This window comes from Actinomadura spongiicola (assembly GCF_003432485.1).
GTDB lineage: Bacteria > Actinomycetota > Actinomycetes > Streptosporangiales > Streptosporangiaceae > Spirillospora > Spirillospora spongiicola.
In genome coordinates this window covers 336,325-356,058 of sequence record NZ_QVNQ01000008.1, presented here as the reverse complement: position 1 = coordinate 356,058, position 19,734 = coordinate 336,325, and the positions used below count along the sequence as shown (strand labels likewise).

Genomic DNA, 19,734 nt, shown 5'->3' with positions numbered 1-19,734 from the left:
CGTCTGGAGCGTTCTATGGCTGTGCATCCCGTGTTGGCGGAAGTGACCCGCCGTGTCGCCGAGCGGAGCGCCGGACGGCGCGGCGCCTACCTGGACCGGATCCGGGGCGCCCGCACCGCGGGCCCGGCGCGCGGCGGAATGGGATGCGCCAACCTGGCGCACGGCTTCGCCGCCTGCGGCGCCCAGGACAAGCTGTGGCTCAGGGGCGATGTCACGCCCAACATCGCGATCGTGTCGGCGTACAACGACATGCTGTCCGCGCACCAGCCGCTGAAGGACTACCCCGACCTGCTGAAGGCGGCCGTCCGCGCGGCGGGCGGCACGGCGCAGTTCGCGGGCGGCGTGCCCGCGATGTGCGACGGGATCACGCAGGGCCGGGCGGGCATGGAGCTGTCGCTGTTCAGCCGGGACGTGGTGGCGATGGCGACGGCGGTGGCGCTGTCCCACGACATGTTCGACGGCGCGCTGCTGCTCGGCGTGTGCGACAAGATCGTCCCCGGGCTGGTGATCGGAGCGCTGTCGTTCGGGCATCTGCCGGTGATCCTGGTGCCCGCCGGGCCGATGGCGTCCGGCCTGTCGAACGGGCGGAAGGCGCAGGTCCGCAAGCGGTTCGCGGCCGGAGAGGTCGGCCGGGACGAGCTTCTCGCCGCGGAGGCCGCGTCCTACCACTCGCCCGGCACCTGCACCTTCTACGGGACGGCCAACACCAACCAGCTCCTGATGGAGGTCATGGGCCTGCACCTGCCCGGGGCGAGTTTCGTCCCACCGGACACGAAGCTGCGCGACGCGCTGACCGAGGCGGCGGGACGCCGCGTCCTGCGGCTCACCGGGCTCACCGACGGCTACCTGCCGATCGGCGAGCTGCTGGACGAGCGCGCGTTCGTCAACGGGGTCGTCGCGCTGCTGGCGACGGGCGGGTCCACCAACCACACGCTTCATCTGGTCGCGATGGCCGCGGCGGCCGGAATCGAGCTGACCTGGGACGATTTCGACGAGCTTTCCACGGTGACGCCGCTGCTCACCCGCCTCTACCCGAACGGGACCGCCGACGTGAACCACTTCCACGCGGCGGGCGGCACCGCGTTCCTCATCGGCGAACTGATCGACGCCGGGCTCCTCCACGAGGACGCGCGGACGGTCGGCGGCGACTCCCTCGCCGCGTACCGGCGCGTCCCGGAGTCCACCGGCGACGGCGTCGACTGGCGGGAGACGGTGACCGAGTCGGGCGACACGGACGTCCTGCGTCCCGTCGCCGAGCCGTTCGACGCGCACGGCGGGCTGCGCACCGTGCGCGGCAACCTGGGCCGGGCGGTCGTCAAGGTCTCCGCCGTCCGTCCCGAGCACCGGACGATCGAGGCCCCGGCCCGCGTGTTCGACTCGCAGGAGCGGCTGCTGGAGGCGTTCGCCGCCGGGGAACTCGACCGGGACGTGGTGGCGGTCGTCCGCAACCAGGGGCCGCGCGCCAACGGGATGCCGGAGCTGCACCGCCTGACCCCGCCGCTGTCGGTCCTCCAGGACCGGGGGCACCGCGTCGCGCTCGTCACGGACGGTCGCATGTCGGGCGCGTCCGGGGCGGTGCCCGCCGCGATCCACGTGTCTCCGGAGGCGGCGGCGGGCGGCCCGCTCGCCCGCGTCCGCGACGGCGACGTCGTCCGGCTCGACGCGGTCGGCGGGGTCCTGGAGGTCCTCGTCCCGGACGAGGAGTTCGCCGCCCGAGAACCCGCCCCCTCGGGACCGGACGACGTCCACGGCACCGGACGCGAACTGTTCCACGCCTTCCGCCAGGCGGTCGGGCCCGCCGAGCGCGGCGCCGGGGTCTTCGCGTGAGCGCCCCGAAGCGTGGGCCGTGGCTGGTCGGGGACGTCGGCGGCACGAACGCGCGGTTCGCGCTCGTGGACGGCCCGGACGGCGTCCCCTCCCAGGTGAAGTCTTTGCCCACCCGCGACCACGCGGGCCTCGCCGAGGCGGCGTCCGCCTATCTCCACCAGTACGCGCCGGACGTCCGACCGTCCGCCGGGTGCCTGGCGGTGGCCGGGCCGGTCGTCGGCCGTACCTACCACCTGACGAACGCGGGCTGGCCGAAGGGGACGGCGGACGAGGTGCGCGCCCGCCTCGGCCTGCCCCACCTGGAGATCATCAACGACTTCGAGGCCCTCGCCCTCTCCCTGCCGCGGCTCGGCGGGGACGACCTGGTCCCGCTCGGCGGAACCGCCCCGGACCCCGGCGCGCCGCTCGCCGTCGTCGGACCGGGCACCGGGCTCGGCGTCGCCGGGCTCGTCCCCACGCCGTCGGGGTGGGTGCCGCTGCCCGGCGAGGGCGGCCAGGTCGACGTCCCGGCCGCGACCGACCGGGAACTGGAGGTCGTGCGGCTGCTGCGCGCCGAACACGGCACGTCCAACGTCGAATACCTGCTGTCCGGGAACGGCCTGGCCCGCCTCCACCGGTATCTCGCGGCGCTCGACGGCGAGGCCGCCGGAACGCTCACCGCCCGGGAGATCACCGAGCGCCGCGACGACCCGCGCTGCCGCGAGGCGCTCGACATCTTCTGCGCGCTGCTCGGTTCGCTGGCCGGGAACGTGGCCCTCACGCTCGGGGCGCGCGGCGGCGTCTATCTCGGCGGCGGGATCCCGCCGCGCATCGTGGACGTGCTGCGCGGCGGCGCGTTCCGCGCACGCTTCGAAGGGAAGCCTCCGATGGAGGACTACCTGCGCGCCGTCCCGGTCGCGCTCATCGTCCACCCCGGCCCGGCCCTCGCCGGCGCCGCCATGCGGCTCGCGCAGAGCCCGCCGGAACTGGAGCACGCATGATCGCCGACGACCTGTTCGACCTGGCGCCCGTCATCCCCGTCGTGGTGCTGGACGACGAGGACGCCGCCGTCCCGCTGGCCCGCGCCCTCGTCGACGGCGGCCTCCCGGTGATCGAGGTGACGCTGCGGACACCGGCGGCGCTCGCGGCGATCACGCGGATCGCCGCCGAGGTGCCGGACGCGGTCGTCGGCGCGGGCACGGTCGTCGCGCCGCGGGACGCCGAGCGGTCCGCCGCGGCCGGGGCGCGGTTCCTGGTCAGCCCCGGCCGCACGCCCCGGCTCCAGGACGCGATGGTCGCGACGGGACTGCCGTTCCTGCCGGGCGTCGCGACCGCGTCGGAGGTGCTCGCGCTGCTGGAGGACGGGATCACGGCGATGAAGTTCTTCCCCGCCGAGGCCTCGGGCGGGACCGCCTTCCTGAAGTCCCTGGGCGGGCCGTTGCCCCGGGCCCGGTTCTGCCCGACCGGCGGCGTCGGCCCGGGGAACGCCGCCGAGTATCTCGCGCTGAGGAACGTGGGCTGTGTCGGTGGGTCGTGGTTGACTCCGGCGGACGCGATCCGTGACGGGGACTGGGACCGCGTCCGCGCTCTCGCCTCCGAGGCGGCGGCCCTGCGCGCCGGTTGAGGCGGTACCGGACGCTCCACTTCGATGTTCACCCTCGCCGAGGGGGGACCTCGCAGTGCGGGCACGGCCCGGCGGTGAGGGGACGGGCGCCGCCGGTCGGGACGAGGTCCATCCGGAGCCTGCCGCAGCCGCACCGGGTCCAGACCACGACGCCTTCGCTGGTGTGATGCCGGGAAAGTGTGGTGCTCTGTTCGCTCATGCCTTCAGTCTGCTTCCGGACACCGTTCGCGTCTATTTCACATTTCCTCATCGAACCGTATAAAATAGTTGCATGATCGACCTTCGGCGGCTGCACATGCTCCGGCTCGTCCACCAGTACGGGACGGTGACGTCGGCCGCGGAGGCGCTGCACCTCACACCGTCCGCGGTCTCCCACCACCTGCGCGAACTGGCCCGGGAGCTGAAGGTGCCGCTGCTGGAGCCGCAGGGCCGCAAGGTGCGCCTCACCCCGGCCGCCCACGTGCTGGTCGAGCACGCCGACGGACTGCTCGCCAGGTGGGAGGAGACCCTCGCCGAACTGGAGTCGCATCGCGCCGGGGTCACCGGCCCGCTGCGCATGTGCGGGTTCACCACGGCGGTCGGCGGGCTGATCGCCCCCGCCGCGGGCGCCCTGCGGCGGGACGATCCCGAACTCGTCGTCGAGATCCGCGAATGCGACACCGACGTCTCGATGGGCCTGCTCGCCGCCGGGGAAGTCGACATCGCGGTCATCGAGCCGACCGCCGACGCGCCGCCGCCCGGCGACCCGCGCTTCCAGCGGGAACCGTTGCTGGAGGAACCCCTCGACCTGATCGTTCCGGCCGTTCACCCGCTCGCCCGCCGGCCGGGCGTGCGGCTCGACGACGCGGCGGACGAGGCGTGGGTCAGCATCCAGCCCGACGCCTGCGCCCACCACCAGCAGATCATGGCGTACTGCGCCGCCGCCGGGTTCACGCCCCGGATCGCCCACACCGTCTCCTCCTGGTCGGTGATCTGGGCGCTGGTCGCCCACGGCCTCGGCGTGTCGCTGGTGCCGCGCCTCGCGGACGGGCCGTCCGACCAGCCGGTCGTCCGGGTCCCGCTGACCGGCGACGGCGTGCCGAGGCGGCGCGTGCTGACCTGTGTGCGGCGCGGCAGCCGCGACAACCCGCTGATCGTCCGCGGGCTTGACGCGCTGCGCGACGCCGTCCCCGACCGCTGCGCCCGCGTCGCCGCCTGAGTCGCCCGCGGGCTACTCCGTCGCGATCGCCTGGAGGACGTTCATGCGGGCGGCGCGGCGGGCGGGCCACACGGCCGCGACGACACCGATCACGGCGGCCGCCGCGACGCACACCGCCAACCGGCCGTAGGGGATCGCGAGGACCTCCATCCCACCGTCGCCCTCCGCCATCACCCGCTGGAGGACGACGCCGAGGACGACACCCGTCCCGACCCCGAGCACCGCGCCGAACAGCGAGACGACGACCGCCTCGTAACGGATCATGCGGCGGAGTTGGCGGCGCTGCATCCCGAGGGCGCGGAGCAGACCGATCTCCCGCGTACGCTCGGTCACGGCGAGCGCGAGCGTGTTGACGATGCCGAGCGCGGCGACGAGGACCGACAGCAGCAGCAGTCCGAGCACGAGGTCGAGGAACAGGGCGATGTCCCCGGCGGCGTCGTCCTTGACCTGGGCGCGGTCCTTCAGTTCCAGGTTGGGCCACGGAGCGAGCGCCGACTCCAGCGCCGTTTCCGGCGCCGGACCGGTCGCCCCCGGGCCCGACGCCGCGACGTCGACCTCGATGCGGTCGATGGGGGCCTCCGGGTCGTGCGCCCGGTACCCCGCCCAGTCGATGATCATCGAGGGGGCGGACGGGGTGACCGACGGCCGGTCGACGTAGACGCCCACGACGCGGAACGTCCGTCTCGTCCCGTCCCGGTACTGGCCGTCGACCGTCGTCCCGGCCGTCCAGCCCCGCGCCGCCGCGACGCTGCGGCCGACGAGCAGCTCGTCCCCGCGTGCGGACGCCGTTCCCTCCTGGAGGGGCAGGCGGAAGTGGGCGAGGAGCTGACCGGGCGAGCCCGCCGCGGCCGTCCGCACGGAGCCGTCCATCCGGAACCGCGCCGTGCGGAGCGGGATCGCCGCGCGCACGCCCGCCACGCCCGCCACCGCGACGGCGGCCTCCTCGGCGACCGGGGTGATCCGGCTCCGCCCGGTGACCTGGTAGTCCGCGGTGAGGCCGGCGTCGAGCTGCCGGTCCACCGACGCCGCCATCGACTGGACGATCACCGACACCGACGCGATCAGCGCGAGCCCGACCGTCAGCGCGGACGCCGTCGCGGCCGTCCGCCGGGGATCGCGCAGCGCGTTCCGCCCGCCCATCCGGCCCGCGCTCCCGCCGAACCGGGCGAACGGCCAGGCCAGCGCCCGGACCGCCGGTCGGCTGAGGACCGGCGACACCACCACGACCCCCGCGAACAGCGCCATCGCGCCCGCCCCGACCAGGTTGAGCGCCGTGGACCCGTCCCCCGCGAGACCGGCGGCGACCAGGGCCGCGCCCGCCGCGAGCGCGACGCCCCCGCAGGCGAGACGCTTACGCGGCGGACGCGGCGACTCCGCCCCGTCGCGGAGCGCCGCGACGGGAGGTGTTCGCGCCGCGCGCCGTGCCGGGACCACGGCGGCGGCCGGCGTGACCAGCGTCCCCACCGCGTACGCGGCGATCACCGCGGAGGCGGGCACCACCGGCGACCCGAACGGCGGCGCCTCGCCACCGGTGACGACGCCCATCAACCGCGCCAGCCCGACCGCGACCCCGCAGCCGGCCGCGAGACCCAGCGTGGAACCGGCCAGGCCCACCCCGGCCGCCTCGCCGAGCACCGACCGCGTGACCTGCCCGCGCGAGGCGCCCACCGCCCGCAGCAGCGCCAGCTCCCGGACCCGGCCGCTGACCAGCATCGCGAACGTGTTGAAGATGATGAACGAGCCGACGAAGACCGCGATCACGGCGAACACCAGCAGGAACGTGCGGATGATCTTGATGACCTCCTTGATGGACGCGCCCTGCTCGTCGACCGCCTGCGCCCCGGTGATCGCCTCGACGCCGGGTGGGAGGACGGCGGCGACCGTGTCCCGGAGCCGCTCCTGCGGCACGTCGTCGTCCCCGTGCACGACGATCCGCGCGTACGTCCCCGGACGGTCGGACAGCAGCCGCCGCGCCGTGGCGGGCGCGAACGCCGTCATCGAGATCTGGTCGCTCAACGCGGAGTCGCCGACCTCGAACAGCCCCGTGAGCCGGAACGGGCGCGTGCCCGACGTCAACGCCACCGTGACCCGGTCGCCGATCCGGTATCCGGCGTCGTCGGCGGTCGTGACGTCGATGGCGACCTCGTCCGGCCCGGTGGGCGGCGCGCCGGACCTCAGCCGGGTCTGCGACAGGTCGCGATCGCCGTCCCACGCCACGCCCGTCTGCGGCTCCGCCCCCGCGATCTCGCCGCGCCGGTCCACGACGGCCGCGAACCCGGTGACCACCCCGCGCGCCTTCTCCACACCCGCCGCCCGCCGGACGGCCGCCAGCACCGACTCCGACACCGGACGGTCCGCCACCCGCTCCCCGAGTCCCGGCTCGAACGCCCGGTCGGCCCGGACGATCACGTCCGTGCCGCGTCCCAGATCGTCGAGGGCCCGGTCGAACGAGCGGTCCAGCGTGGCGGAGAAGATCAGCGTCCCGGCGACGAACGCGACACCGGCCACCACCGCCACCGCCGACATCAGCAGCCGGGCGCGGTGCGCGGCGAGGCCCCGGAGCACGAGCTTGAACATCATGGGACCGATTCCAGCCCGACGGGGCCGCGGCCCGGCAGCGTGAATCGTCGTGCCCGACCCCGACGAACGGCCCGCCTCTCGCGACTTTCGTAGGGGTGGCGCGCCGCGTCCCGATGCGTACGGTGTTGGTGTGCGCCTGCCATCGCCGCGTCCCGCCCTGGCGCGGCTTCTCCCACCCGGACGGTCCCGCGACCTGGTCGCCGACGCCGTCGTCGTCGTGTCCGGCGTGGCGTTGAGCCTCGGCGGGGACGGGGGAACGATCGTCCGTCCGCAGGGCGGCGCGACCGTCGCGCTCCTCATGGTCCCCGCGCTGGCGCTGGTGGCGCGGCGCCGCGCCCCGCTGACGGTCGCGTGGACCACCACCGCCGTGGCCGTCCTGGTGTGGCTCGTCGAACAGGCCGCGCCGGGGACGCTGCTGCGCGCGGACGCCGACCACACCCTCCGCCCACCGGTGTGGTGGCCGCCGACCGCGCCGCTCGCCGCCTACGCGGTGATGGCGTTCCCCCGCGACGGGGCCCGCCCGGTCTGGATCCGCGCGCTGCCCGTCGTCGTGCTGCTCGTCCCGGTCGGCGCCATCGGCGACGTGCTTCCGGTCACCGCCCTGCGGCGGTTCTCGGCGCAGGAGACCGACAGCGTCGAGGCACTGGTGTTCCGCAGCGCCGCCGCCGTGATCGGCGCGGCGCTGATCGGCATGTACGTCGCCGCGCGCCGCCGCGTCCTCCAGGCCCTCACCGACCGGGCGGAGCGGGCCGAGCGCGAACGGCACCTGCTGGCCGAACGGGCCCGCGCGGAGGAACGCGCCCGGCTCGCCGCCGAGATGCACGACGTCGTCGCGCACCGGGTCACGCTGATGGTGCTCCAGGCGGGGGCGCTGCGCGTCCGGGCCCCGGACGAGCCGACCCGCGCGGCCGCCGAGGAACTGCGCGGCACCGGCTGCCAGGCCCTCGAAGAGCTCCGCGACGTCGTCGGGCTGCTGCGCCGCGACACCTCCGGCGCCCCGGCGGAAGGCCCCGGCGCCGCCCCGGGACCGCTCCCGGACCTGTCGGCCCTGATCGCCGAGTCGGCTGCGGTCGGCGTCCCGGTGGAGTTCGCCGAGCACGGCGACCCGCCGCACGCGTCGCCCGCCGTGGGTCGCACCGCGTACCGGGTCGTCCAGGAGGCGCTGACCAACGCGCGCAAGCACGCGCCCGGCGCCACCGTCCACGTGGACGTCCGCTACGGCACCGGCGGCGTGACGCTGACCGTCCGCAACGCGGCGCGGTCCCGCGAACCGGACGCCGACCTGGCGGCCAGCGGGTCCGGGATGGGCCTCGCCGGGCTGCGGGAACGCGTCGAGCTGATCGGCGGGACGTTCGCCGCGGGCCCGCACCTGGACGGTTTCCGCGTCGAGGCGTCGCTGCCCGCCTACGTTCCGGTGGCGGGTTCGTGATCACCGTTCTCCTGGTGGACGACGAGCCGATGGTGTGCGCGCACCTGCGGACCATCCTCGGCGCCGCCGACGACGTTGAGGTGGTGGGGGAGGCGTACGACGGCGCCGCCGGGGTGGAGGCCGTCGTCCGGTACCGGCCGCACGTGGTGCTCATGGACCTGCGGATGCCGGGCGTCGACGGCCTCTCCGCGATCGAGCGCATCGCCGCGCTCCGCTCCCCGCCCGCCGTCGTCGCGCTGACGACGTTCGACGCCGACGAGTACGTCATCCGGGCCCTGCGGGCGGGCGCCGCGGGCTTCCTGCTGAAGACGACGCCGCCGGAGGACCTGGCGAAGCTGATCCGGGTCGCCGCCGACGGGCACACCGTGATGTCGTCGGCCGCGACCGTCCGGCTGCTCGGCACGGCCGACGCCCGCGCGTCCGACCGCGACCGGACCCGCGCCCTCCTCGGCGGCCTCACCGAACGGGAGACGCAGGTGCTGGCCTGCCTCGGCGAGGGCCTGTCCAACGCGCAGATCGCGGGACGCCTTTACCTCAGCGAGGCCACCGTCAAGGGTCACGTCTCCCGTGTGCTCGACAAGCTCGGCTGCGCCAACCGCACCCAGGCGGGGCTCATCGCACGCGACGCGGGCGTGCGCTGAGCCTAGGGCGCGGGCCCGCTCAGGCACCGTGCCGGGACCGGCGCACCTCGAACGCCAGCAGGACCGCACGGATCACCCAGATGGCCAGCGCCACCTGGAGGACGACGAGGAACCCCGCGCCGGGCCCCGCCGTGAACGCCAGCACCAGGAACACCGCGAGCAGCAACGGGAACGCCTTGAGAGGCCCGCGCGGATGGTGACGACGCCCTGCCATGTGCCGCATGTGCCTGTGCCGCATGTGATTCATGTGGCTCGCGTGTGCCATCGGACCCCAGCCGCCCGGCTCCCAGGGGACGGCGATGGGCGGCGGGGTCGCGGATTCGGGGAGGCCGGTCGGCGGCGGCAGATCCCGGACGAGCGCGCGCAGGTCGCCGTGCGTCTTGGCGGTGAGCGCGGTGTCCAGCCGCTCGTCCAGCTCGCCGCGGTCCAGCCGTCCGGCCGCGAAATGGTCGTGCAGGGCGAGCATCACCGCGTCGCGCTCGGCGTCGCCGACGCGGATCTCATCCTGGCGTGCCATCGTCACTCCTCGGCGGTCGCGGCCGTCGGGCCCGTGTCGTCGGTGTCGTCGTCGGCGAGGATCCGGTAGAGGTCGCGCCGCGCCTCCGCGAGGACGGCCGTGGCCCGATCGACCTGCTCCGCCGAACCGGAGTGGACGATCTGCATCATCGCGGCTCCCGTCTGCGCGGCCTGCTTGAACAGCTCGGGAACCCCCTCGCCGAACTCGGGCGTCATCTCCGCCCACGGCTCGGCCAGCCGCTCGGCGTTCTCCTCGACGTGGGCGCGGCCCGTGTCGGTGAGGTGGAACGAGCGCCGTCCGCCCGACTCCTCACCGGCGATCAGGCCCTCGTCCGCGAGCTGCTGGAGCGCCGGATAGACCGCGCCGGGGCTCGGCCGCCACGCGCCGCCGCTGCGCTCGTCGATCTCCTGGATGATCTGGTAGCCGTTGCGCGGCTCCTCGGCGAGCAGCACGAGGATCGCCGCGCGGACGTTGCCCTTGCGCGCCTTGGCGCCCTTGCCCCACGGCCCGCCGCGTCCCCGCGCCCACGGCGGACGCGGACCGTGCCCGAAGCCGCCGCGCGGGCCCCACGGCCAGGAGCCGGGACCGCCGCCACCGAACAGCGCACCGAACGGGAAGTCGCCCCAGGGGCCGTGGCCATGCGAGTGACCCATGTTCTTCACCACCTTCTGAGATCTCTCTAAGACCTCTCGCGATACGACAACGATATATCGAAAACGCGAAGATCGCACCGATGGTTCCCGGGACCTCCCACCCGGCGAACCGGACATGATCCTTAATTCCGGTCATGGCCGTCTGATCGCCGGGAAACGTGGGTAACAGCCGTAGGGGAAGGACGATGGGCGCACAGGAAGCGGTGACCGCCAGGGACGCGGTGCTCACGACGGACGCGCACGGCCCAGGGCTGCGCGTCCGCCGCGAGCTGCTGATCGGGCTGCTGCTGTTCGCGCTGTACACGGTGGTCGCCAAACTGCCCATGGAGGGCAGGACGGCCACCGCCCGCGAGAACGGCGAGGCGCTCCACAACCTCCAGAAGACCCTGCGCATCGACGTCGAGCTCGGCCTCAACGGATGGCTGGCGAACCAGTCGCTCGTGCGGGTCCTGGCCAACTACGAGTACGCGATCACCTACATCGCCAGCGCGCTCGCCCTGCTCATCTACCTGTTCGTCCGGCATCCCGAGCGGTACCGGATCGCCCGCAACGCGTTCATCCTGCTCAACCTCGGCGGCCTCACGACGTTCGCGCTGTACCCCGTCATGCCGCCGCGGCTCATGCCCGACCTCGGGTTCGTCGACACCGTCCTGCTGGGCGGCACGTTCGGTTCGTGGGGGTCGCCGCTGGTCGAGCACGCCGACAAGTACGCCGCCGTGCCGTCGCTGCACATGGGGTGGACGCTGTGGGTCGGCGTCGAACTCGCCCGCGTGCACGCCAGGCGCTGGGTGCAGGTGGTGAACGCCGTCCACGTCCTCGTCACCCTGTACGTGATCCTCGCCACCGCGAACCACTTCGTCCTGGACGCGGTCGCCGCCGTGCCGTTCGTCGTCGTCTCCGTGTACGTGGCGGAACGCATGGCCCGCCCGGCGCCCGCGCGGGCCGAGGGCCCCGACGCGTTCTTCCTCGCGGTGGAGACGCCCGCCGCCCCCCAGCACGCCGGCGGCGTGATCATGCTGGACACGTCGCGGCGGGACGTCGGCCCCGCCGACCTCGTCCGGGTGATCAAGGAGCGGCTGGGCGGGCTGCCCCGGTTCCGGCAGCGGCTGGTCCGCCGGGGCCGCTGGCGCCGTCCCGTCTGGCGCGCCCACGACCACGTCGACTGGGACTGGCACGTCTCCGAGCGGCATGTCGACGGCATGGACGGGCTGCGCGCCGTCGTCGCCGAACTCCAGTCGCGGCCGCTGCCGCTCGACCGGCCGCCGTGGCGCATGGTGGTGGTGAAGGGCGCCGCCCCGGGCCGCACCGCCGTCGTGTACCTGATGCACCACGTCGTCGCCGACGGCGTCGGCATCGTCGCCCAGGCCGTGCACCTGATGGACCCGCCGCCCGAACCGGCCGGCGCCCGGCCCCCGCGCAGGCCGCTCCGCAAGGCCCTCGCCACCGTGATCGGGCTCGGTCAGCTCGCCGTTGACACCGCGCCGCCCGACCGGCTGCCCGCGGCGGGGACGTCCGAGCGCCGGTTCGGCACCATGCACCTTCCGCTCGGAACCGTGCGGGACGTGGGCCGCCGGCACGGCGCCCGGGTCACCGACGTCGTGCTGTGCGCGGTCGCGGGCGCGCTGAACCGGACCGTCGCCGCGCGGGACGGCGCCCCCGGCACCTGCCGCGTCGCCGTCCCGCTGATGATGCGGCCGCCCGGCAGCGCCATGGTCGGCAACCACACCACCGCCGTCATGGTGGACCTGCCGCTCGGCACGATGCCCGAGACCGAACGGCTCGCGCTGATCTCCCGGCGCAGCCGCGTGCTGCGGTCCGGGACGCGGGCGCAGGCCGCGTGGACCGTGATGTGGCAGGCGGGACGGCTCCTGCCCGGCCCGCTGCACGCCCGCTTCGCGCGGATGGCCTACAGCGGCCGTTTCCTCCAGGGCACCGTGTCGAGCCTTCCGGGGCCGGACACGACGCTGCGGCTCGCGGGCGCCCCGCTCACCGCCGTGTACCCGATCGTCCCGCTCGCCCCCGGCACGCCGTTCGCGCTGGCCGGGCTCGGCGTCGCCCGCGAACTGTGCTTCGGGCTCTCCCTCGACCCCGGCCTCGTGGACGACGCCGACGCGGTGATGGACGCCTGCCTCGACGTCATCGAGGAACTGCGGGACGAGCCGGTGCTGTCAGACGCTGCGCATCGCGCGGAGTGACTGCCGAAGCGACCCCACGGTCGCGAAGACGGCGGTCGGTTCGTAGCCGCAGTGCGCCATGCAGTTCGCGCAGCGCTCGTCGCGGCCCCGCCCGTAGGCGGTCCAGTCGGTCGTGTCGAGAAGCTCCTGATAGGTGGCGGTGTGGCCGTCGTCCATCAGGTAGCAGGGCCGCTGCCAGCCCTTCAGCGAGTACGACGGGATCGCCCACGCCGTGCACGGGAAGTCGACCCTGCCTTCGAGGAAGTCCAGGAACAGCGGCGAGTGGTTGAGCCGCCAGCGGCGCCGCCGCCCGCCCGCGAACGCCTTGCGGAACAGCTCCCGCGTCTCCCGGACGCCGAGGAAGTGCTCCTGGTCGGGCGCCTTCTCGTACGCGTACGCCGGGGAGATCATCATCTGGTCGACGCGGAGGTCGTCGTTGAGGTAGTCGAGGACGTCGATCACCGTCTGCGGGGTGTCGGTGTTGAAGAACGTCGTGTTCGTCGTGACCCGGAACCCGCGTTCCCGACAAAGCCTGATCGCGTCCACCGCCTGGTCGAACACGCCTTCCTTGCAGACGGACGCGTCGTGCCGCTCCCGCAGCCCGTCGATGTGCACCGCCCACGCGAAGTACCGGGACGGCTCGAACAGGTCGATCTTCTTCGGGATGAGCGCCGCGTTCGTGCACAGGAACACGTACCGCTTCATCGCGACGAGTTCGGCGACCATCTCCCCGATCTGGGGGTGCATGAGCGGTTCGCCGCCCGCGATCGACACCATCGGCGCGCCGCACTCGCGGACCGCCGCGACGGCCTGCTCCACCGGCATCCGCTGCTTCAGCACGTCCGCGGGATGCTGGATCTTCCCGCAGCCCGCGCACGCCAGGTTGCACGCGAACAGCGGCTCCAGTTCGACGATGAGCGGGAACCTCGTCCGTCCGCGGAGCCGGTTGCGCAGGATGTGCCCGCCGACGCGGAGGCTCTGGCGCAGTGGCATCGCCATGTGTTCACGACCCCTTCAGGTAGCGGCCCAGCGCGCTGAGGGGGAACACCAGGCGGTACAGGTGGTAGTTGATGTAGAAGTCGCCGGGGAAGCCGGTGCCGGTGAAGTGGTCCTCGTCCCAGGTGCCGTCCTCGCGCTGCCGCTCGACGAGCCAGCGGACGCCGCGTTCGACGGACGCGCCGCGCTCACCGGCGGCGAGCAGCGCCAGCAGCGCCCACGCGGTCTGCGACGCGGTGGACGCGCCGTGCCCGACCCAGCACCGGTCGCGGTAGGAGCGCAGGTCCTCGCCCCAGCCGCCGTCGTCGCGCTGGTGGCGTTCCAGCCAGCCGACCGCGTTCCGGATCACGGGCCTGTCCGGCCGGACGCCCGCCGCGATGAGCGCGGGCACGACGCCGCCCGTCCCGTACACGTGGTTGGCGCCCCACCTGCCGAACCACGACCCGTCCGGCTCCTGCGCCTTCAGCAGCCACACCACGGCCCGTTTCACCAGCCGCGAGTCGGCCATGCCCCGGTGCGCCATCGCCTCCACGACGTGCGCGGTGACGTCGGCGGACGGCGGGTCGATCACCTCGCCGAAGTCGCAGAACGGCAGCCTGCGGCACAGTGCGCGCGTGTTGTCGGCGTCGAACGCGCCGAACCCGCCGTCCCTTGACACCATTCCGGCCATCCACCGCACGCCCCGCTCGATCGCCGGTTCCGCCGCCGGGTGCCGGACGCGGTTCAACGCGAGGACCACCTCGGCGGTGTCGTCGACGTCGGGATAGCAGTCGTTGTCGAACTCGAACGCCCAGCCGCCCGGGGGGAGGTCGGGGCGCCGCACCGACCAGTCGCCGGGGCCCTTGACCTCCTCGCGGATCAACCAGTCGGCGGCCCGTTCCACGGCGGGATGCCCGGCGGGCAGTCCGGCGTCGGTGAGGGCGTTCATCGCGAGGGCGGTGTCCCAGACGGGTGACTGGCACGCCTCGACGCGCCGTCCTCGTTCGTCGCGGATGGTGAATCGTTCGAGACCGTCCAGGGCGCGTTGGAGGATCGGATGGTCGACGCCGTAACCGAGCAGGTGCAACGCCAGTACCGAGTACACCCACGGCGGCTGGATCCCGCCCCAGCAACCGTCCCGCTCCTGCCGCGCGACGATCCAGTCGGCGGCGCGGCGCAGCGCGGCCCGCCGCACCGTCTTGACCGGACGCCGCTCGTACACGTGCAGCGCCTTGTCGAGCGTCCCGAACACCAGGTCCCAGCCCGACGGCGCCCGCTTCTCCGGGAGCGGGACGTCATAGCCGGGATACAGCTCGCCCAGCTCGAACGGCAGCGGCCGGACGGGCCGAAGCGCGCCCACGACCGACAGCGGGACGATCGTCTGCCGCGCCCAGCACGCGAAGTCGTAGACGTTCAGCGGGAACCAGCGCGGCAGGAAGATCATCTCCGGTGGCACGATCGGCAGGTCGTCCCACGACCACCGGCCGAACATCGCCAGCCAGAAACGTGTGAACACCCGGGTCGCCGGGACGCCTCCCTCACCGCGGACGTAGGCGGCGGCGCGGGCCATGTGCGGCGTGTCGGGCGGGTCGCCGGCGAGCCGCAGCGCCACGTACGCCTCGACGGTCGTGGACAGTTCGGGCGGCCCGTCGTGGAAGTTGGCCCAGGTGCCGTCCGGGGCCTGCTGCGACCTGATCCAGCGGGCCGCCTCGCGGGTGTCGTCGTCGGTGCGGACGCCGAGGAACTCCCGCAGCAGCAGGTCCTCGGCGTCCATCGTGACGTTGGTCTGCAACTCGCCCTTCCACCAGCCCTCCGGCGACTGGAGGAGCAAGAGATGGTCGCGGGCGGCCTCCAGCGCGTCGGCGGCGGTCCGCCGGACGTCCTCACGGCCCGTGGTGGGCTCCTCCACCGCCGTCATCAGTGGTCCCGGCGGGTGACGAAGTCGGCGACGCGCAGGAACTCGGCCCGGACGGGTTCGGGCAGCCGGGCCGAGGCCAGATGCTCGGCGGCGCGCTGGATCCGGCGCTCGGCCTCCCTCTCGGCCCAGGCGCGCCCGCCCGCCGCCTCGACGAGCGCCGCGACCTCCCGCAGGTCGTCCTCGGAGAGGTCGGCGCGCCCGTACATCTCGGCGAGGCGCTCGGCGTGCGGCCCCTCGGCGTTCAGCGCGGCGACGACCGGAAGCGACATCTTGCGGGACCGCACGTCCGACAGCGCGGGCTTGCCGGTCGCGTCCGGGTCGCCCCAGATGCCGAGCAGATCGTCCACGAGCTGGAACGCGATGCCGAGATCGGCGCCGAACGCCTCCAGCGCGTCCGACAGCGACTCCGGCGCCCCGTCCAGCACGGCGCCGATCGCGCAGGAGCACGCCAGCAGCGCGGCGGTCTTCCCGGCCGCCATGGCCACGCACTCGTCCAGACTGATCTTCCTGCGGGTCTCGAAGTCCATGTCGAGGGACTGGCCGGCGATCAGGCCGCGGGTCGCCGCCGCCAGCGCGTGCGCGGCCCGCGCCGACCCCTGCCCCGGCGCCTCCAGCAGCACCTCCCCGGCGAGCGCGAGCAGCGCGTCACCGGCGAGGATCGCGGACGCCTCACCGAAGATCGTCCACGCGGCGGGGCGGTGCCTGCGGGTCCGGTCGCCGTCCATGATGTCGTCGTGCAGCAGCGAGAACGCGTGTACGAGCTCCACCGCGACCGCGCCGGGCAGCGCGCTCTCCTGGGGGGCCAGGGCGGCGCGGGCCGACAGCAGCGCCAGCGCCGGGCGCAGCGCCTTCCCGGCCGGGGCCGCGCGGGGACGGCCCTCCTCGTCGGTCCAGCCGAGATGGTAGGCCGCGACGCGGTAGGTGCGCGGATCGAGCCGGCCGACCGCGGCGCGCAACGCGCCGTCGACCAGCTCGCGGACATCGGTCAGGGACACCGGAACCGCCGTCACCGGACTCCCACCCCCTCGGGCGCCCGCTCCGGCCACCGTTCCAGGTGGCGGCGGACGAGGCGGGCCGCGGTGAGACCGCTGCGCACCGCCCCCTCCATCGTGTCGGGCCACCCCGTGTCGGTCCACGCGCCCGCCAGGAACAGGCCCGGCGCCCGCGTCGCAGCGGCGGGCCGGACCTCCGCGCAGCCGGGACGCTGCCGGAACGTCGCCCGCCGCTCCCGCGTCACGAACAGTTCCCGGACGGACGCGCTCCGCGCGGCGGGCAGCAGCCTGCGCAGCTCCGGCACGAACCGGGCCCGGATCTCCGCGGTCGGCATGTCGATCCAGCGGTCGGCGGCCGACAGCGACACCGCGAGGTACTGGCCGGGGCCCCGCAGCCCGCTCACCGTCGACCTGTCGAACACCCACTGGACGGGCGAGCCGACCGCCGCGGCGAACGGCACGTCCAGGACCTTCCGGTCGTAGACGACGTGGACGTTCACGATCGGGCTGGCGTCCAGCTCGTGCCAGCGCAGCGGGTCCGGCAGCGCCTGCGCGGGCAGCAGCCGCGCCGCCGCCTCGTGCGGCACCGCCACGATCACCGCGTCGGCCGCGATCGGCGCGCCGTCCACGACGACCTTCGGGTCGGTGGTGATCGCCTCGACCTTCGCCTTCAGCCGCACCGTCCCGCCCATCTCGGCGATCCGCCGCAGCGCGGGGCCGCCGTGCAGCTCGCCCAGCGGCACGAGCGGCACCCCGATGTCGGCGGCGTCGGCGCGGCCGAACAGGGCGCGGCGGCACACCATCGCCGCCAGGCCGAGCGCGGCGTCGTCGACCTCGGCGTTCAACGCGGACGTGAGGAACAGCCCCCACAACGCCTGCCGGGCCCACGTCCGCTGCCCCCGCCCGGCCAGCCACGCCCCGGCCGACACCGCGTCGAGCGCCGGGTCGGCGGGGTCGAGCGCGCGCATCGCGGCCGCGGCCCGCAGGCTCCGGACCCGGTCGGTGAGGGGGAGCGGCGAGTATCCGGCCAGGGCGGGCAGCAGGTGCAGCGGGCCGGGCAGGCTCGACCGCCGCAGCCGCGCGGGCCGCGTCCCCGGCCGTAGGACCGGAACGTCGAACCGGTCCTGCACCGACACCAGGTGTTCGGCGCGAAGTCTGCGCAGCAGCCCCTGGTACGCCGTGCAGCAGCGGAGGAAGACGTGCTGGCCGTTGTCGACGCACAGGTCCCCGTGCCCGAACGAGTGCGTGGCGCCGCCCAGCCACGGGCGGGACTCCACGAGCGTCACCGGCACGCCCGACTCCCGCAACGCGATCGCGGCGCTGATGCCGGCGAGGCCGCCGCCGACGATGACGACGCTCACCGCTCCACCCCCGACAGCGCCCGCGCCGCCACGACCGCCTTCTGCCAGGCGGGCAGCGACACCCGCGTGTTCAACGCGGCCGAGGGGCGCTCCGCGATGGTCTCCAGCAGCCGCCGGTAGATGCCCGCCATCGCCGCCGTGCACGCGGCGCTGCGGCGGTCCAGCAGCGGCAGCAGCCGCAGTCCCTCGGCGTACCAGGCCCGCGCCCGCTCCGCCTGGAAGCCGATCAGCTCGTTCAGCCGCGACGGCGGGTCGACGAACATGCCGGAGTCGTCCAGCCGCAGCGTGCAGCCGAACCTGTCCAGGTCCTCGGCGGGAATGTAGGTGCGGCCCGCCATCCGGTCCTCGCGCAGGTCGCGCAGGATGTTGGTGAGCTGGAGCGCGACGCCGAGCGAGTCCGCGAGGCCCTCCGCGCGCTGCCGGCCGTCCGAGCCGAACACCCCGAGCGACAGCCGCCCCACCGACCCCGCCACCCGGCGGCAGTAGCGCAGCAGGTCGTCGAACGTCTTGTAGTCGGCGTCGCGGACGTCGTCCTCGCACCCGTCGATCAGCTCGTCGAACGCGTCCAGCGGGATCGGGTAGCGGTCCGCCGCGTCCGACAGCGCGGTCAGCACCGGATGGCCCTCCAGGGCCTGGACGTCGGCGCGGCGCCGCAGCACCTCGCGCACCGTCCCGAGCCGCCGCCGCGACCTGTCCAGGAGGTCCAGCCGGACGCACGCGGGCTCGGGACCGTCCCCGATGTCGTCGACGCCCCGCGCGAACGCGTAGATCGCGCTCATCGCCCGCCGCTTCGGCGGCGGCATCAGCCGGATCCCGTAGGAGAAGTTGCGGGCCTCCTCGCGCACCACCCGCTCACAGTGCCGATAAGCGTCAAGGACCCGGTCGGAACGTTCACACGCCTCCGAAACCGTCATCGCCTTCCCCTTCCCAGGCCCCGGGCCCATCCGGCCAGAAGCCCCGCGCGTTGTGGACGCAGTCGATGCGCCAGCACGTCGTAGCCGCCGCGCTCCAGCGCGGACAGCGTCGCCCGGCCCCCGGCGACATAGCCCGCCACGGCGATCCGCGCCCAGCCCGTCAGGCCCGCCATGAGCGGCGCGGCCCCCCGGTCCAGGAGTTCGCGGGCGCGCCCGGCCTCCAGCGCCAGCACGCCCCGCAGCCGCGTCGGCGTCACCGGCCGCGCCAGGTCGTCCTCGGCGCAGCCGAACCGGCGCAGGTCCTCGCCCGGCAGGTAGATCCGGCCGTCGCGGTAGTCCTCCCCGGCGTCCTGGCAGTGCTCGATGAGCTGCAACGCGGTGCAGACGTCGTCGGACGCCGCGACCAGGCCCGGCCGGTGGGCGCGGAACAGGTGCAGGACGACGCGTCCCACCGGCGCCGCGGACAGCGCGCAGTACGCCAACAGGTCCCCGAACGTCTCATACCGGTGGACGACCTGGTCCTGCCGGTTGGCACGGATCAGGTCGCGGAACGGATCCTCGGGGATCCGGTGCGCGTGCGCGACCGGGGCCAGCCTGCGCAGCTGCGGCAGGTTCGGCGTCCGCCCGGCGAACACGCGGTCGAGGTCGTCGTCCACCAGATCGAGCAGCTTGGACCGCTGCTCCGGCGGGGCCTCGTCGCCGATGTCGTCGACGAGCCGGGCGAAGCCGTAGACGGCCCGCAGCCCGGCGCGGTGCCGAGCCGGCAGCAGCCGCGCCGCGACGGGAAAGTTCTCCCGCGCGGCGAGCCGGTCCAGCTCGCGGTCCCGCTCCTCCAGGCTCCAGGACGCATCAATGATCACCTCCATGAGATCGACCGGACCGGCACCGGGGAAACCCTGGCCAAGGTATGGACTTCGTGAAGCGCCGCTTTACCCGGCCCGGACCGTTCCAG

Annotated in this window: 17 protein-coding genes; 7 read left to right on the top strand and 10 right to left on the bottom strand. The window is 74.4% G+C overall.

From position 1 onward, the window contains the following. Positions 1–15 precede the first annotated feature (15 nt). Genes edd through eda form a run of 3 tightly spaced genes read left to right on the top strand, consistent with a single transcriptional unit; the run spans position 16 to position 3,430 of the window. Positions 16–1,827 (top strand): phosphogluconate dehydratase, encoded by a 1,812-nt coding sequence (edd, locus tag D0T12_RS25765; protein WP_117402357.1) that lies wholly within the window; start codon positions 16–18, stop codon positions 1,825–1,827. Next, positions 1,824–2,807 carry a glucokinase gene (gene glk, locus D0T12_RS25760; RefSeq protein WP_117402355.1) on the top strand — a complete coding sequence of 328 codons (984 nt, stop codon included), beginning with the start codon at positions 1,824–1,826 and terminating at the stop codon, positions 2,805–2,807. Before edd ends, glk begins: the two co-directional genes overlap by 4 nt. Beyond that, positions 2,804–3,430: a bifunctional 4-hydroxy-2-oxoglutarate aldolase/2-dehydro-3-deoxy-phosphogluconate aldolase gene (eda, locus tag D0T12_RS25755; protein WP_117402354.1), complete on the top strand. Its 627-nt coding sequence runs from the start codon at positions 2,804–2,806 to the stop codon at positions 3,428–3,430. Before glk ends, eda begins: the two co-directional genes overlap by 4 nt. A 28-nt stretch (positions 3,431–3,458) precedes the next feature. On the opposite strand, the gene D0T12_RS35545 is transcribed toward eda, so the two are convergent. Further along, positions 3,459–3,629 (bottom strand): hypothetical protein, encoded by a 171-nt coding sequence (locus D0T12_RS35545; protein ID WP_158581633.1) that lies wholly within the window; start codon positions 3,627–3,629, stop codon positions 3,459–3,461. Positions 3,630–3,701: 72 nt separating this feature from the next. Between D0T12_RS35545 and D0T12_RS25750 the strand changes: the two genes are divergently transcribed. Beyond that, on the top strand, positions 3,702–4,628 hold the full coding sequence (locus D0T12_RS25750) for a LysR family transcriptional regulator (RefSeq protein WP_199487695.1): 927 nt from the start codon (positions 3,702–3,704) through the stop codon (positions 4,626–4,628). A gap of 12 nt (positions 4,629–4,640) precedes the next feature. On the opposite strand, the gene D0T12_RS25745 is transcribed toward D0T12_RS25750, so the two are convergent. Beyond that, a complete protein-coding gene (locus tag D0T12_RS25745; RefSeq protein ID WP_158581632.1) occupies positions 4,641–7,208 on the bottom strand; it encodes an FtsX-like permease family protein in 2,568 nt (855 codons plus the stop codon). Positions 7,209–7,338: 130 nt separating this feature from the next. On the opposite strand from D0T12_RS25745, the gene D0T12_RS25740 reads away from it, so the two are divergent. Together D0T12_RS25740 and D0T12_RS25735 are read left to right on the top strand one after the other, a co-directional pair. Beyond that, entirely contained in the window at positions 7,339–8,637 is a 1,299-nt protein-coding gene (locus D0T12_RS25740; RefSeq protein ID WP_199487694.1) for a sensor histidine kinase, read from the top strand. Next, positions 8,634–9,278 carry a response regulator gene (locus D0T12_RS25735; protein ID WP_117402350.1) on the top strand — a complete coding sequence of 215 codons (645 nt, stop codon included), beginning with the start codon at positions 8,634–8,636 and terminating at the stop codon, positions 9,276–9,278. Before D0T12_RS25740 ends, D0T12_RS25735 begins: the two co-directional genes overlap by 4 nt. 19 nt (positions 9,279–9,297) lie before the next feature. Here the strand turns inward: D0T12_RS25735 and D0T12_RS25730 are convergent, their stop codons facing one another. Further along, complete coding sequence (locus tag D0T12_RS25730; RefSeq protein ID WP_117402348.1) at positions 9,298–9,795, bottom strand: DUF1707 SHOCT-like domain-containing protein; 498 nt, start codon at positions 9,793–9,795, stop codon at positions 9,298–9,300. 2 nt (positions 9,796–9,797) lie between these two features. After that, a complete protein-coding gene (locus D0T12_RS25725) occupies positions 9,798–10,448 on the bottom strand; it encodes a PadR family transcriptional regulator (protein ID WP_117402515.1) in 651 nt (216 codons plus the stop codon). A 185-nt stretch (positions 10,449–10,633) separates the two neighbouring features. Here D0T12_RS25725 and D0T12_RS25720 point away from each other — a divergent pair, with 185 nt between their 5' ends. Then, complete coding sequence (locus tag D0T12_RS25720; protein WP_117402346.1) at positions 10,634–12,643, top strand: bifunctional phosphatase PAP2/O-acyltransferase family protein; 2,010 nt, start codon at positions 10,634–10,636, stop codon at positions 12,641–12,643. Here the strand turns inward: D0T12_RS25720 and hpnH are convergent. Genes hpnH through hpnC form a run of 6 tightly spaced genes read right to left on the bottom strand, consistent with a single transcriptional unit; the run spans position 12,617 to position 19,648 of the window. After that, complete coding sequence (gene hpnH, locus D0T12_RS25715; protein ID WP_117402345.1) at positions 12,617–13,621, bottom strand: adenosyl-hopene transferase HpnH; 1,005 nt, start codon at positions 13,619–13,621, stop codon at positions 12,617–12,619. The genes D0T12_RS25720 and hpnH overlap by 27 nt on opposite strands. Before the next feature lie 4 nt (positions 13,622–13,625). Beyond that, the gene (gene shc / locus D0T12_RS25710; protein ID WP_117402343.1) at positions 13,626–15,515 is read right to left on the bottom strand and encodes a squalene--hopene cyclase; all 1,890 of its coding nucleotides are present in this window, start codon (positions 15,513–15,515) and stop codon (positions 13,626–13,628) included. Then, positions 15,515–16,525 carry a polyprenyl synthetase family protein gene (locus D0T12_RS25705; RefSeq protein ID WP_117402341.1) on the bottom strand — a complete coding sequence of 337 codons (1,011 nt, stop codon included), beginning with the start codon at positions 16,523–16,525 and terminating at the stop codon, positions 15,515–15,517. Before D0T12_RS25705 ends, shc begins: the two co-directional genes overlap by 1 nt. Beyond that, complete coding sequence (gene hpnE, locus D0T12_RS25700) at positions 16,522–17,868, bottom strand: hydroxysqualene dehydroxylase HpnE (RefSeq protein WP_199487693.1); 1,347 nt, start codon at positions 17,866–17,868, stop codon at positions 16,522–16,524. Before hpnE ends, D0T12_RS25705 begins: the two co-directional genes overlap by 4 nt. Further along, entirely contained in the window at positions 17,865–18,782 is a 918-nt protein-coding gene (gene hpnD / locus D0T12_RS25695; protein WP_117402338.1) for a presqualene diphosphate synthase HpnD, read from the bottom strand. The genes hpnE and hpnD overlap by 4 nt, the downstream gene beginning before the upstream one ends. Then, the gene (gene hpnC / locus D0T12_RS25690; RefSeq protein WP_117402335.1) at positions 18,779–19,648 is read right to left on the bottom strand and encodes a squalene synthase HpnC; all 870 of its coding nucleotides are present in this window, start codon (positions 19,646–19,648) and stop codon (positions 18,779–18,781) included. The genes hpnD and hpnC overlap by 4 nt, the downstream gene beginning before the upstream one ends. Between the last annotated feature and the right edge of the window lie 86 nt (positions 19,649–19,734).

What these genes read in the sequence shown, in the direction of transcription:
- shc (WP_117402343.1), bottom strand. Translation starts at nt 15,515, where the DNA reads ATGACGGCGGTGGAGGAGCCCACCACGGGCCGTGAGGACGTCCGGCGG.
- edd (WP_117402357.1), top strand. Translation starts at nt 16, where the DNA reads ATGGCTGTGCATCCCGTGTTGGCGGAAGTGACCCGCCGTGTCGCCGAG.
- eda (WP_117402354.1), top strand. Translation starts at nt 2,804, where the DNA reads ATGATCGCCGACGACCTGTTCGACCTGGCGCCCGTCATCCCCGTCGTG.
- D0T12_RS25750 (WP_199487695.1), top strand. Translation starts at nt 3,702, where the DNA reads ATGATCGACCTTCGGCGGCTGCACATGCTCCGGCTCGTCCACCAGTAC.
- D0T12_RS35545 (WP_158581633.1), bottom strand. Translation starts at nt 3,629, where the DNA reads ATGAGCGAACAGAGCACCACACTTTCCCGGCATCACACCAGCGAAGGC.
- D0T12_RS25725 (WP_117402515.1), bottom strand. Translation starts at nt 10,448, where the DNA reads ATGGGTCACTCGCATGGCCACGGCCCCTGGGGCGACTTCCCGTTCGGT.
- hpnC (WP_117402335.1), bottom strand. Translation starts at nt 19,648, where the DNA reads ATGGAGGTGATCATTGATGCGTCCTGGAGCCTGGAGGAGCGGGACCGC.
- hpnH (WP_117402345.1), bottom strand. Translation starts at nt 13,621, where the DNA reads ATGGCGATGCCACTGCGCCAGAGCCTCCGCGTCGGCGGGCACATCCTG.
- hpnD (WP_117402338.1), bottom strand. Translation starts at nt 18,782, where the DNA reads ATGACGGTTTCGGAGGCGTGTGAACGTTCCGACCGGGTCCTTGACGCT.
- D0T12_RS25720 (WP_117402346.1), top strand. Translation starts at nt 10,634, where the DNA reads ATGGGCGCACAGGAAGCGGTGACCGCCAGGGACGCGGTGCTCACGACG.
- D0T12_RS25745 (WP_158581632.1), bottom strand. Translation starts at nt 7,208, where the DNA reads ATGATGTTCAAGCTCGTGCTCCGGGGCCTCGCCGCGCACCGCGCCCGG.
- D0T12_RS25730 (WP_117402348.1), bottom strand. Translation starts at nt 9,795, where the DNA reads ATGGCACGCCAGGATGAGATCCGCGTCGGCGACGCCGAGCGCGACGCG.